Source organism: Streptomyces mutabilis, from assembly GCF_046628145.1.
Taxonomy (GTDB): Bacteria; Actinomycetota; Actinomycetes; order Streptomycetales; family Streptomycetaceae; genus Streptomyces; species Streptomyces mutabilis.
Genome location: NZ_CP176874.1, coordinates 7,456,847 through 7,468,796, shown reverse-complemented (window position 1 = coordinate 7,468,796; position 11,950 = coordinate 7,456,847). Strand labels below are relative to the sequence as shown.

General features: G+C 69.1%; 11 protein-coding genes and 2 pseudogenes. 4 read left to right on the top strand and 9 right to left on the bottom strand.

Features of this window, described 5'->3' with window-relative positions; translation table 11 throughout:
- Positions 1-6: 6 nt before the first annotated feature.
- Entirely contained in the window at positions 7-156 is a 150-nt protein-coding gene (locus ACLIN4_RS33480; protein WP_257101567.1) for a hypothetical protein, read from the bottom strand.
- Positions 157-254: 98 nt separating this feature from the next.
- Positions 255-428: a hypothetical protein gene (locus ACLIN4_RS33475; RefSeq protein ID WP_179342407.1), complete on the bottom strand. Its 174-nt coding sequence runs from the start codon at positions 426-428 to the stop codon at positions 255-257.
- 111 nt (positions 429-539) lie between these two features.
- On the opposite strand from ACLIN4_RS33475, the gene ACLIN4_RS33470 reads away from it, so the two are divergent.
- Entirely contained in the window at positions 540-710 is a 171-nt protein-coding gene (locus tag ACLIN4_RS33470; protein ID WP_381939495.1) for a hypothetical protein, read from the top strand.
- A gap of 137 nt (positions 711-847) precedes the next feature.
- Here ACLIN4_RS33470 and ACLIN4_RS33465 read toward each other — a convergent pair whose 3' ends face one another.
- On the bottom strand, positions 848-2,068 hold the full coding sequence (locus tag ACLIN4_RS33465) for an ABC transporter substrate-binding protein (RefSeq protein ID WP_107477518.1): 1,221 nt from the start codon (positions 2,066-2,068) through the stop codon (positions 848-850).
- Between the two features lie 714 nt (positions 2,069-2,782).
- Between ACLIN4_RS33465 and ACLIN4_RS33460 the strand changes: the two are divergent.
- Positions 2,783-2,869: pseudogene (locus tag ACLIN4_RS33460) on the top strand (1,4-alpha-glucan branching protein); the annotation flags it as partial.
- 194 nt (positions 2,870-3,063) lie between these two features.
- Here the strand turns inward: ACLIN4_RS33460 and ACLIN4_RS33455 are convergent.
- The 5 genes and pseudogenes from ACLIN4_RS33455 to ACLIN4_RS33435 all read right to left on the bottom strand — a co-directional run bounded on the left by ACLIN4_RS33455 (position 3,064) and on the right by ACLIN4_RS33435 (position 7,704).
- The gene (locus tag ACLIN4_RS33455; protein ID WP_179342405.1) at positions 3,064-3,780 is read right to left on the bottom strand and encodes a hypothetical protein; all 717 of its coding nucleotides are present in this window, start codon (positions 3,778-3,780) and stop codon (positions 3,064-3,066) included.
- Positions 3,781-3,808: 28 nt separating this feature from the next.
- Positions 3,809-4,649, bottom strand: a pseudogene (locus tag ACLIN4_RS33450) (IS5 family transposase).
- Positions 4,650-5,016: 367 nt separating this feature from the next.
- Positions 5,017-6,231 carry a phospholipase D-like domain-containing protein gene (locus tag ACLIN4_RS33445; protein ID WP_100045123.1) on the bottom strand — a complete coding sequence of 405 codons (1,215 nt, stop codon included), beginning with the start codon at positions 6,229-6,231 and terminating at the stop codon, positions 5,017-5,019.
- Positions 6,232-6,589: 358 nt separating this feature from the next.
- The gene (locus tag ACLIN4_RS33440) at positions 6,590-7,087 is read right to left on the bottom strand and encodes a hemerythrin domain-containing protein (protein ID WP_107480516.1); all 498 of its coding nucleotides are present in this window, start codon (positions 7,085-7,087) and stop codon (positions 6,590-6,592) included.
- 194 nt (positions 7,088-7,281) lie between these two features.
- Positions 7,282-7,704 (bottom strand): ATP-binding protein, encoded by a 423-nt coding sequence (locus tag ACLIN4_RS33435; protein ID WP_100045121.1) that lies wholly within the window; start codon positions 7,702-7,704, stop codon positions 7,282-7,284.
- An 819-nt stretch (positions 7,705-8,523) separates the two neighbouring features.
- Here ACLIN4_RS33435 and ACLIN4_RS33430 point away from each other — a divergent pair.
- A complete protein-coding gene (locus ACLIN4_RS33430) occupies positions 8,524-10,422 on the top strand; it encodes a CASTOR/POLLUX-related putative ion channel (protein ID WP_307651640.1) in 1,899 nt (632 codons plus the stop codon).
- A 145-nt stretch (positions 10,423-10,567) separates the two neighbouring features.
- Here ACLIN4_RS33430 and ACLIN4_RS33425 read toward each other — a convergent pair whose 3' ends face one another.
- Positions 10,568-11,101 carry a GNAT family N-acetyltransferase gene (locus ACLIN4_RS33425; RefSeq protein ID WP_107479508.1) on the bottom strand — a complete coding sequence of 178 codons (534 nt, stop codon included), beginning with the start codon at positions 11,099-11,101 and terminating at the stop codon, positions 10,568-10,570.
- 164 nt (positions 11,102-11,265) lie between these two features.
- Here ACLIN4_RS33425 and ACLIN4_RS33420 point away from each other — a divergent pair, with 164 nt between their 5' ends.
- A complete protein-coding gene (locus tag ACLIN4_RS33420; RefSeq protein WP_257002993.1) occupies positions 11,266-11,748 on the top strand; it encodes a GNAT family N-acetyltransferase in 483 nt (160 codons plus the stop codon).
- Positions 11,749-11,950 lie beyond the last annotated feature (202 nt).

Sequence of the window (11,950 nt, the reverse complement as noted above, 5' to 3'; positions counted from 1 at the left end):
GTTCCTTCAGGACTGGGGCGGCTGACGGCGCATACGCAGCCGTCGGCCTTCTCCTTGGAACACGTCGTACGCCGTGGGCGCCTCGTCGAGCGAGCGGGTGTGGGCCGCCAGCTGCGCCGTCTCGATCTCACCCGCGGCCAGCCGGTCGAGCAGCATCGGGAATCAGCAGCCCGCGGCCGCCGGAGCGCGCCGGTGCGGAAGCCCGACGCGGGTGGCTGCCGTCTGCCACAACAGCGCAAGCCGACAGCCCAGACCTACGGGGCGCCGGGCGGCGTCTTCGGCTCGAACACGCTCTGCGGGTTGGCGGCTGCCTGGTGCAGTATCTGTGCCAGGTCGCGGTGTATCCGGTCGGCTTCGCCGCGGACCTGGACGGGGATGTCGCCGCGCTCGGCGACGAGGCGGTCGTACACGGGGGTCTGCTGGAACACGGTGGGGCTGCTTCCCTTCAGCGGGCGGTTCGCCGGTCTGGAGCAGCCTACGGGCCAGTCAATGCGGACGTTCTCACCGGGCGCCACTCACCGACGATCAGGGTCTTCCCTGTGCCGCCGCTGGGCTCACCACTGGTCGGCAACGGCATCACCGCCTGTCTGCAACTGATCAACAACCTCGAAGTCAACGAAGTCGTGCTCTATGCCCGCATGGAGAACGTGGAGGAGAGCACCCTCATCCGACCGGGCGCCAGAGCGAACCGTGTGGTCGGCCTGTCGTGAGGTCACGTCAGGTGAGTTTCACCGGCACTCTTCCCGCTCCTTGTCATGTGAGGCACTGGCCCGCTCGCTCCCCATCCACGACGGGGCTGACCAGTGGTTGAGGTCGCTCGGGCCAGGGCAGCTCGCGGCCCGCCCAGTCAGGTGGGGCGGAGTTCGCCGGTGACGGGGACGTCGGGGGCGTCGTGGTTGGTGACGATGGTGAGGCTCGGGCCTTTCGGACCGGGATGCCACTGACCGCCGGCCAGGCCGAGGAGCGCGATGTTGGGTGTGGGGCCCCGCTTCCAGTCAAGCGTGCCCGCGATGGTGGACAGGGTCGTGCGGGCAAGGGTGTGGGCGACGGCGGCGTGGTCGGTGGGGTCGTCGGCGGTCGTGAGTGCGTGGTGGGCGGTTTCCACGAGGGCGTGGGCCAGTCCCAGGGGCTGCAGCCAGGATTCGCCGGTGTCGCGTTGATAGGCATGGGCGAGGTCGGCGCAGGTGGTGCCGTCGAGGCTGGAGCGGTAGGGGTGGTTGGGGCTCCAGTAGACAAGCGTGGCGACGCGGGCGTCAGCGAGTTCGTCGTGGATGCCTGGGGTTGTGGTGGTGTGGGTGTGGGGGTAGGTCAGCCACCGAGAGCAGGTGATCAGCCGGGGCCGTAGTCCGGACTGACGGGCCTGCTGGTGAAAGAGGGCAAGGTCGGTGGCGGTGGCGGCGCTCGTGACGATGTCGACGCCGTGTTCCCGCATCCGGCCGACCTGTGCCTCGAAGTCGGTAGCGGGTTCAGTGTAGGAACCGAGGTCGGTCAGGGTGTGTCCGCGCGCGGATGTCACCGGCGTGAAACCGTACTCGTGGTGGCGGAGCAGGCTGCCCTGGAGGTCGTCGTTCCACAGGCAGCCGACGGTGTGAGGGCCGTCGATCTGTTCCCACATCCGGGCGAAGACGGTGGCGATGTCGTCCAGTCCCCAGGCGAAGTGGTAGGTCCAGCGGAAGGCATGGCCCGGGTCAGCGCCACGGGAGTGAACGTAGGCCTGCCACGGGAAGGTGGTCGACAGGCACGGCACGCGCAGTTCCTCGCAAGCGTCCGCTACCGCCGGCAGCACCTGCGTGCCGGCCATGGTCAACACGATGTGAGCCTGGTCGGTGGTGACCAGGTCGTGGACGGCCTGCCGGGCCGCCGCGGGGTCGGAACGGCTGTCGCGAACGGCAACCGTCACGTCGTAGTGGCGGTTGCCGTGCCGGACGCGGGCCAACTGCGGCGCCGACGCCCTCAGGACGTACGTCAGCGGCTTGCCCAATGGAGCCAGACGTCCCGTCAAGGGCGCCACCACACCGATCGTCAACCTGGCCGAGGCTGTGCTCACCTGTACTGCCTGCTTTCTCATCGCTCGTCGGATAAGGGGGCCAGTGGAGCGTGACGGTGGACGACGCACGGCTCACCGGCCCCGTGGCGGGCCTGTGCCGAACTCTTCGAATCAGTGGCTGGACCGGTCCACGGGGATGCACGCGGTGCGGCTCATCACGGGCACCGCCGGCACCGGGGCCACCTCGATACGCCGCGCACCGAACACCTGCACCTTGGTTTCTCCCCATCTACCGTTCCCGGCCGCGTCGGCCGGTCCACCGGCCATAACGACGCTCCGACCGAACGGCATGGCCCCGGACCGGTGAATCATCAGCACGATGGTTGATCAACCCCCCGAAAGAGGACGAACCCCTCAGACCGTTGACAGCCGTACGAGCGGGGAGCATGACGCGCAGCCGGCCTACGCCTGCCGCCCGCCCCTTGCCCGCTCAGCCGGCCCTGGGGGCGAGGAACCCCCGGCGGCGTCGGGCACCCACCGAGCGCCCGGTACTTCCGAAGTGATCGGCGTACGCCACAGCGTGCCGTTCTGCCTCAGTGCGCCCCCTCGCCGCCCGTTGACGTGTGAGTCAAGACCGACTCGTGAGCGGGGGCCGTGCTTTGTCGCGGGCGACTTCACCACCGCGGTGATCTGGTCGTCGGTGACCGACCGGTGGCCGCCGGACCGCGGCATGTCACCCAGCCGGCGATCCGGTGCTCGACGAACCGCGTCCGCCGGTGGCCCAGCGCATGCGGTGAGTTCATGGTGGTCATCGATACCTCGGACACCCGGCCGACCGCCTACTTGGTGCCGCTCACCTATCGCGGTGCCCCACTCGACGGGCGGAGCATGCCTTCGCCGCACCATGGCGCGCCGGGTCCTACGTCCCGCCCCGGACAACGCCGTCTTTCCGCCGCAGGTGACTGGCCACGTTGCCGGCGCCTGGCATGTGCCGGGTGCAGCCGCGCACGAGGGTGTTCGTTGTCTTGCACAACGCCAGACAGGCAGCCCAGGCTGGGTCCAGCTAAAAGGTCGTTTCAGAAAGGCGGGTCGTCCGCGCAGCCCTCGGCGTGCACCTGCATGTCCACGTCTTGCCTGAAGGGAGTTACGTCTTCTCCCCAGCGAGCGAGCGTTTCGATCGCCCGCCGCCGGTACGGGGAGTCGTCGGCAGCAAGAGCGCGGACAGCCTTGCGTAGAGGTTCGACGTGGTGGGCTAGTAGTGGTGAGGTAAGCAACGGAAGTGCACTGGCCAAGGCGGCCCTGCGGATCTCTGGCTCGCGGTCCGTGAGGAAGGGGTGGATGGCATCAAAGAGGGTGGGCCGAAGGACGCGGAATGCTTCGATGTCGACGGCATATCCGTCAGGTGACTCTTCGTTGGCGTCTTCGACCGTGCTGCCGAGCCAGTCCAGAAGACCGACGCGAAGGAAGAATCCAGGCTCCTCAGCGGAATGTGATGCTTCTCCCCGTCTCTTGTCAGTGACGATGGCAAGAGTCCGCGGGTGCCCGAGGATCGCCGCGACGAATGACGCTGCAGGGGCCGTGGCGCTGTAGAAGGTGTTCTGATGCGTGACGGCGTGCTGCAGGTCGCGGAGGGCAGCGCCTTGGTTGCGTGCGTCGTCGTCGAGTAGTTGTCGCAAGATCGCGGGCGTCGCTGGAGCAACGTTCGGACAGCAGTGCTCCACCGAACTCCAGTCTGTCCGTAGCAGCAGTTCCTCCGGATCAACGGCACGACCGTGCGCACTCTCCATGCTCATCCGGCGAGTGTGACAGCCGGCCAGTGCATCACTGCCGCCAGGGCCGGACAGCCTGGTCACTGGGCTGGCGCTTGGACAATTGGCGCAGGCAGATGACGCAGCACGCAAGTTGCAGAAGCCCTAGATGCAAGTCGGCGTGACGCTCGTAGCGGGTTCGCAGCCGCTTGAACTGATGGAGCCAGGCGAAAGTGCGCTCGACCACCCAGCGCGTTTTGCCAAGCCCTGAACCGTGGGCGACGCCGCGCCGGGCTATGAGGGGCTTGATGCCGCGCTTCCACAGCAGACGACGGTACTTGTCGAAGTCGTAGCCGCGGTCGGCAAACAACCGCTTGGGCTTGCTTCGAGGCCGGCCTCGCATTCCTCGTATGCGGGGGACAGCGTCGAGCAGAGGGAGCAACTGGGTGACATCATGCCGGTTCCCACCTGTCAGCGAGACAGCGAGCGGAGTGCCGCGGCGATCGACGAGCACATGGTGCTTGGAGCCGGGCCGGCCCGATCGACCGGCGACGGTCCAACATGGTCCCCCCTTTGAGAGCACGGACGTGCGATCCGTCCACGGAGCAGTCGTCCAGGTCCAACGAGCTGGCGCGCCGCAGTTCAGTGAGCAGGGCGGCGTGCAGACGTGGCCAGACGCCAGCCTCGGTCCAGTCCCGCAGCCGACGCCAGGCCGTCACTCCAGAACAGCCCACCGTCTCCGCAGGGACATCGCGCCACGCAACACCGGTCCGCAGCACGTACATGACGCCTGCGAGAGCCGCCCGGTCGGGAACACGCAGCCGCCCGGGACACCGTCGGCGCCGTTCGGGAGCGGGCGGCAACAGCGGGGCCACCCGCTCCCACAGAGTGTCAGGAACAAGATCAGTACGCACCCGGCGACACTGCCGTCCAAGATCACCGAGCGCAAGACCTGCGACTCAACTCATTCTGAAACGATCAGTAAGAGCCGGGAGCCGACCCTGCGGCCTATTCACGACGCCGGGTGCCGCTGACCCGGGCGAACCCGATCTCATGGCGGAGGCCGACGTCACCGCCGCGCCGCTGGACGGGGCACGGTGCGGCTGGACCGGGAAGAGCACCGGCTCCACGGCTTGATCGCCGCACGGAGGAATCTGCCACGGACGTGAGACTGATCATCTCCGTCACACCGCGAGACCGTCTGCAGAGCACCAGGACAGTCCTCCGTCGGTGTGGTCTTCAGGCCGGTGACTGCGCCGGTCTGTTCTGCCGGTGGGTCGTTCACAGGTAACGGCGAATGGGCTGGACCGCGTACTCGCGGGTGCGTTGGAGGAGGGAGCGTCTCTTCCAGCGGCCGGCCTGCATGGATCGGCTCGCCGCCGTGTCGGCGTCGAAGTGGGCGTCGAGGGTTGCGGTGAACTCTTCGTCGAGGACGGCGAGCATGACTTCCTCGTCATGGGCGAGAGAGCGCCGGTTGAAGTTGGTCGAGCCGACGAGAGCCGCCGTGCGGTCCACGGTGATGACCTTGGTGTGCATCATCGTCGGCTGGTACTGGTGGAGTTTCACTCCGCACGCGAGCAGGTCCTCGTAATGGTGCTGCCCGGCCAGCTGGCAGACCCGCTTGTCGGTGTGCGGTCCGGGCAGCAGGATCTCCACCTCGACGCCCCGCCGTGCGGCGGCACACAGCAGCTCGACGAAGTAGGCGTCCGGGGAGAAGTATGCGGTGGCCAGCCGGAAGCGTTCCTCGGCCGACTCGATCATGACCCGGATCAGGGTCTGCATGTCCTGCCAGCCGAAACTGGCCGAGCCGCGCACCACCTGCACCACGGCATCGCCCTGCGGGCGGTGGCCGGTGAACCGGTCGCGGTCGTCGAAGAGCTCGTCGTGGCACTCGGCCCAGTTCTGCGCGAACGCGGCCGCGATGCCGTCCACGGCCGGCCCCCGCACCTGCACATGGGTGTCCCGCCACTCGCGCGGATTGCGGGCGTCCCCGCACCACTCCTCGGCGATGCCGACGCCGCCGGTGAAGGCCACCTGCTCGTCCACGACCAGCACCTTGCGGTGGCAGCGGTGATTCTGCTTGAGGGGCGACAGGTACAGCGGCTTGCGGAACCAGGCCACCTGTACGCCCGCCCGGTCCATCTCCTCCAGCAGGTCCTTGTCGATCAGCCGGCTGCCGAAGCCGTCCAGCAGCAGTCGCACCCTGACCCCGTCCCGGGCCCGTTGCGCCAGTGCATGCGCGAATTCGCGGGCTATGGCACCTTTCCAGTAGACGAAGGTCATCATGTCGACCGTGTGCTCGGCGGAGCGGATGGTGTCGAGCATGGCCGGGAAGATTTCGTCGCCGTTACGGAGGGCGACCAGCGCGTTACCTTCGGTGGCTGCGATACCGATCAGACGCTCCAGACGGCGCCGTATCCGTACGGCCCGCTCACCGAAAGCCCCTCCACCGTGTGTGCCGTCCGCGGTATCCGGTATGTGCTGGGTGCCGGTCATTGTTCTCCTTCCGGTCCCGACGAGAGGCGGAAGCACCTGCCGGGACATTCCGTCACCGGCTCGGGCCGCCGTCGTGCACGGCGACTTCGGCGACAGGCGCCCGATGGCTGGGCCGCGGCCGACGACGTACGGCACGGTAGCCGTTCGCCGGGGACATGGCGCAACCGGCCCCCACACCGTGCGAGCGGTCACGGAGCAGGTGGAGGAGGTCGCAGTCGGCGGTACGCGACCTTCTCCACCTGCTGGATGTCACCCCTTGTGACGCGGGAAAGCCTCCGACGTCCCCGGCCCGCACCACGGACGTCACCGGTCGCCGACCACGTGGTTGATCACCGCCGGGCTCTCGACGAAGCGCGGGTCAGTCGTCGGCGGCCGTGACCAGCTTGCGCACGTTCTCGACACTGCCGCAGCCGGACTCCAGGTACTGTGCGCGCGCCTTTTGGAACTTCTGCCCCAGTTCCCTGCGGCGGTCATCGGCGACGTTCTCCCGGGCATCGTTGAGGAGTGTGCGTTCCTCCTCGTCCGCGTGGTGATTGACCGCAGTGACCAGCTCTTCGAGCTTCTCCTCCCACTCGTCGGAAGCGGTGTCCTCCACCTCCAGCAGCGCCAGCAGCGCTTCATTGGCTTCGTGGTGCTCGTGGACACTGTGGTCGACGTCCTCGCCCTCGACGTTCTTGTACCGGCGCAGGGCGGGGTAGACCTCGTCCTCCTCGGCCGAGGCGTGCGCGATGAGCAGGTCCGCGAACTCCGCCAGGGCCGCGGCACGGTCCGCTTCGACATTGCGCATGGTGCGGAAGAGTTCCTCCATGCGGCGGTGGTCCTGCAGGATGAGCTCGACGACATCGGTGGACGGCACAGGGTCTCTCCTTGCTGCGTGTGACGGTGATCCGGTCTCGCGGATACCCGGTGTTCCTCGGATGAGGCTCGGCGGCTTTCATCTGCTGTCCGCGTGCCGCGGTGAGGGTTCCGGGGCAAGGCAACGGTGGAGAGGCGGGTACCGCTGACGACGACGGTTCTCGGCGTGACGCTCGATCACCGCCGGCGCCCGCGTCAGTCGGAGTCGGCCGAGGTGGCCGACGGACTGAAGCAGGCGGTCACGGACTTGCCGTGAGGACACGGACGCACCTCCCACGCATCGGCCAGGGCGTCGACGAGAAACATGCCGCGTCCGCCGAGGCGGTCGCCGCTGGGCTCGCGGGGCCTGGGCAGGGCGACGCTGTCGTCGTGCACGGTGATGTGCAGGCACCGACCGTCCCAAACCATCACAAGACGGGCGGTGGAGTGGGCGTGGATGTGAGCGTTGGTGACCAGTTCGGAGACGGTCAGCAGGACGTCGTCCACCGTCCGCGAGAGGCTGTCCGTCCAGCCGAGAGCCTCCAGATGCATGCGTGCCCAGTCGCGTGCCGCCTTCGGCTCGGTATCCATGGGCAGCGAGCGCGCCCAGCCCACCGCCCGCACTGACGACTCGTCCACTGTGATTCCTCCCTGCCGCGCTCGCCTCGCCATCACCCCGATGGGCAGGCTTGACACCCCGACCCCCCCTTGAAGGGATGACCTCGGAAAGCACAGACGGCTGCCACGCCTTCGTAACGGTTCCTGCTGCCACTCCTTCCCCCGTTCGACGGCGCCATGGCCCGTGCAAGGCCCCACGCATCGGTGCAGGGGCGGCGTGCGGAGACGGGGCCGGCCGCAGATCACCACCGACCGGCCTCTGGACGTTCTCCGACTGCCACGGCCGGGCTCCGCCCGTCCGGTTGGGTACCGAGGACGGAGAGGGAGCGGCCCGCGATCGCATAGCCCTCCGACCGCTCCCTACGGGCCCGCGTCCCATGGCCGAACGGCATCCGCAGCCGGTCGGCAAGGACTGCCCGACCGGCTTACCGGCTTCAGCGGCGAACTCCACTCAGCGCGCGACAGGCGATGGCCGCGGCGCCGGTGCGCCGGGGCTTCCGGCTGCCTCGGGACCGAGTCGGGCACGCCGCTCAGCGGTGCGCACCTTCTTCAGGATGACTGCCCGGGATCCGCGTGGCGCCCGCTTCGGCGTACTGGCGGGGGTCGGCGAAGGGCGGCTCGGCGCGGGTGAGTCTGCCGTCTCCGCAGGTCCGCCGCCGTGAACGACTCGGGTACCCGAAGGGATGAACGTTGATCGAACTTCGTCTGCCGCCCGGGTCGGTACCCCACACTGCGACTTGCGTGTCCACGTCCGCGCTTGCCGGCAGGCCCGCGCGGCGCATCGGCCATGCGGTGCCGACGTGACCTCGTGAGAGCGCGAGGAGACGGAAGGGGGGAAGGGTGGCACAGCGACGGACTCCGCTCGGTGACAGAGCCCGTTACTGGTTCGACAGCACCCTGGCCCGCGGTGCCGCCGCTCTCGTGGGCTGGATGGCGCTGCTGTGCCTGGCCGTCGTCGTGCCGACCAGTGCGGTGCTGGTGTGGACCGACCCTGATGCCCCGCCGTCCCTGGTGGACCGGCTGGCGCAGGTATGGCGTCTCACCGGGGAGACACTGCGGCTGGGCGGGGCGACGGGTACGCCGCTGCGGGCGCTGATGTCGGTGCTGCTCGCGCTGGTCACTCTGCTGTACGTCTCCACGCTCGTCGGCCTGATCACGACGGCACTGACGGAGCGGCTCACTTCCTTGCGGCGGGGCCGTTCCACCGTGCTCGAACAGGGGCACGCCGTGGTCCTGGGATGGTCGGAGCAGGTCTTCACGGTGGTGAGCGAGCTGGTGACCGCCAACGCCAACCGGCGCGGCGCGGCGGTTGTGGTGCTGGCCGACCGGGACAAGACCGTCATGGAGGAGGCGCTCAGTACGAAGGTGGGCTCCTTCGGCCGTACGCGGCTGATCTGCCGCAGCGGCCCCACCACCGACCCGGCCGTGTTGCCGTTGAGCAGCCCGGCCACGGCCGGTGTCGTACTGGTCCTGCCCCCTGACGAGCCCGACGCCGACGCGGAGGTGGTGAAGACACTGCTGGCGCTCCGGGCCGCACTGGCCGGGGCGGAACCGCGTCCGCCCGTCGTCGCCGCCGTCCGGGACGACCAGTACCGCCTGGCCGCCTGTCTCGCCGCCGGACCCGGCGGCGTCGTCCTGGAGAGCGACACCGTCACCGCCCGGCTGATCGTCCAGGCCGCCCGCCGCCCCGGGATCTCCCTCGTCCACCAGGAACTCCTGGACTTCGCCGGAGACGAGTTCTATCTGATCAGCGAGCCGGCCCTGACCGGCCGCCCTTTCGGTGACGTCCTCCTGTCCTACTCGACGTCGAGCGTCGTCGGGCTGATGCGAGGCGGCACCCCTCTGCTCAACCCGCCGCCGGAGACGCCGATCGCCCCGGACGACCTGCTCGTCGTCATCACCGGTGACGACGACACGGCCTGCCTGGACGACTGTGCGGAGTTGGCCGAGAAGGCAACGATGGCATCCCGCCCTTCGACTCCCGCGCCGGCGGAGCGAGTTCTCCTGCTGGGCTGGAACCGTCGAGCGCCACTCATGATCGACCAGTTGCACCGACGCGCCCGGCCCGGTTCGACCGTCGACGTGGTGGCGGAACGGGGTGAAGCGACGATCCGCCAGGTGAGCGAGGCCGACGCGGACAGCGGGAACGGCCTGAGCCTGGCGCTGCACCACGGGGACATCACCCGTCCCGAGACCCTGCGACGCCTGGACGTCCACTCCTACGACAGCGTGATCGTGCTGGGCCGCGACCCCGTTCCCGGACAGCCGCCGGACGATCCCGACAATCGCACGCTCGTCACCCTTCTGCTGCTGCGCCGACTGGAAGAAGCCACCGGGCGCGAACTGCCGCTCGTCACCGAACTGATCGACGATCGAAACCGGGCACTGGCCCCCATCAGCCCCGGGGCCGACGTGATCATCAGCGGCAAACTCATCGGCCTGCTCATGTCCCAGATCTCTCAGAACCGGCACCTGGCAGCGGTGTTCGAGGAACTGTTCTCCGCCGAAGGGACCGGGGTTCGCCTGCGGCCGGCGACTGATTACGTGCTGCCGGGGAGTGAGGCGTTCTTCGCCACGGTCGTGGCCTCGGCACGCCGTCGCGGCGAATGCGCCATCGGTTACCGAAGCCACGATGACTCCTCGACGAGTCCCGGCTACGGCGTGCGGATCAATCCGCCCAAACGCGAGCGGCGCCGGTGGACGGCCGAGGACGAGGTGATCGTCATCGGCAAGGACTGACGGAGCGCCGGGCGCCGACGTGCGCCGCGGCCACGACCTCGACCTCGACCGACTGATCGGGGCGGCCGCACGGGCTTTCGCCGGGACGGGCGGGACGTGACGCTCCTCGCGGTGCCGTGCGGACCGCGGCGGGCGGGCCCGGACCCTATTCCTGGTACTGCGTCAGGTCGATCCCGAACACCTTCACGTCGTAGCCGTGGACCGGGTGGCGTACCGCACCTTCCGCCTGCATGCCGAGCTTGTCGGCCACAGCCGCGGAGGCACTGTCGCCCGTGCGCAGTACGGCGATCACCCGCTCGAGACCGCGGTCCTGCAAGGCGAACTCCAAAGCGGCGTGCGCCGCTTCGGAGGCGTATCCCTGCCCCCAGAACACCCGGCCGAGCCGCCAGTTGATCGCGACCTGACCGGCTGCCGCGGCCGGCTCGGTGGCCACGGACAGGCCCACCGCACCCGCCAGTTCACCGGATCCCAGGAGCTCGACCGCGAACACTCCGAATCCTTCGTCGTCCCACTCCTCCTCCCACGCCTCGATGTCCCCGGCGGTCTGCTCGGTCGAGCGCGGCCTGCCGTCACCGATGTTCCGCATCACCGCCGGATCGGCATGGATCTCGGACAGTGGAGCAAGGTCGTCCTCCGACCAGCGGCGCAGAAGGAGGCGGGGCGTGCGGATCTCGGTCATGCCCCCATCCTGCCGATCCGGCGACCGGAGCGCGAACCGCGGCATCGTCCCCAGGTCACCGTGGCGATCGGGCCGGCTGGTGGCCGGCCTCTCCTGGTGCGCCGGGGGCCGCCTCCGGTGCGGAGCGCGGAGGCGGCCCCTCCCGGACGCGTAGAATGTTCCGTGTGCAATCGAGTATCGCGTCCGTACGTGGCGAGACCTTCGTACGCCGGGCGGTCGCCCGGGACGCCAAGCGGCTCACGCGGCTCGTGCGCGGCTCGCGTGCCTACGAAGGCCAGTACGCGGCGATGGTCTCCGGCTACCGTGTCGGGCCCGACTACATCGAGAACCACCAGGTCTTCGTAGCCGTCGACGCCGATGATGTCCCGGGCCGGGTGCTCGGCTTCTATGCGCTGGTCCTCGTGCCGCCGGAGCTGGACCTGCTTTTCGTCCAGGACGGTACGCAGGGCCGCGGCATCGGGCGGCTCCTTGTCGATCACATGAAGACCCAGGCGCGCGCGGCAGGGCTGGACCGGGTCCGGGTGGTGTCGCATCCTCCGGCCGAAGGCTTCTACCGCAGTGTGGGCGCCCTCCCCACCGGAACCGCCCCCGCGAACCCGCCCGCGGTGGCGTGGGACCGGCCCGAGCTGGAGTTCCTGATCCCGTAACTGCCGACGTGCCCCCGTCGTCGTAGTCGACTAGCAGACGAAGCGGGGCGGCACAACCCGTCCGTGCGCACACCGTGCCGGGCGGGTTGGTGGCGTCCGGTGCCATACCGTTGCGTGCTGAGCCACCCCTACGGTGCCGGGCACCGGGCAGATCCGCCGTTCCACGCCGGCGGAGCGACCCGGTGTCCCGCGAACGCCGAAG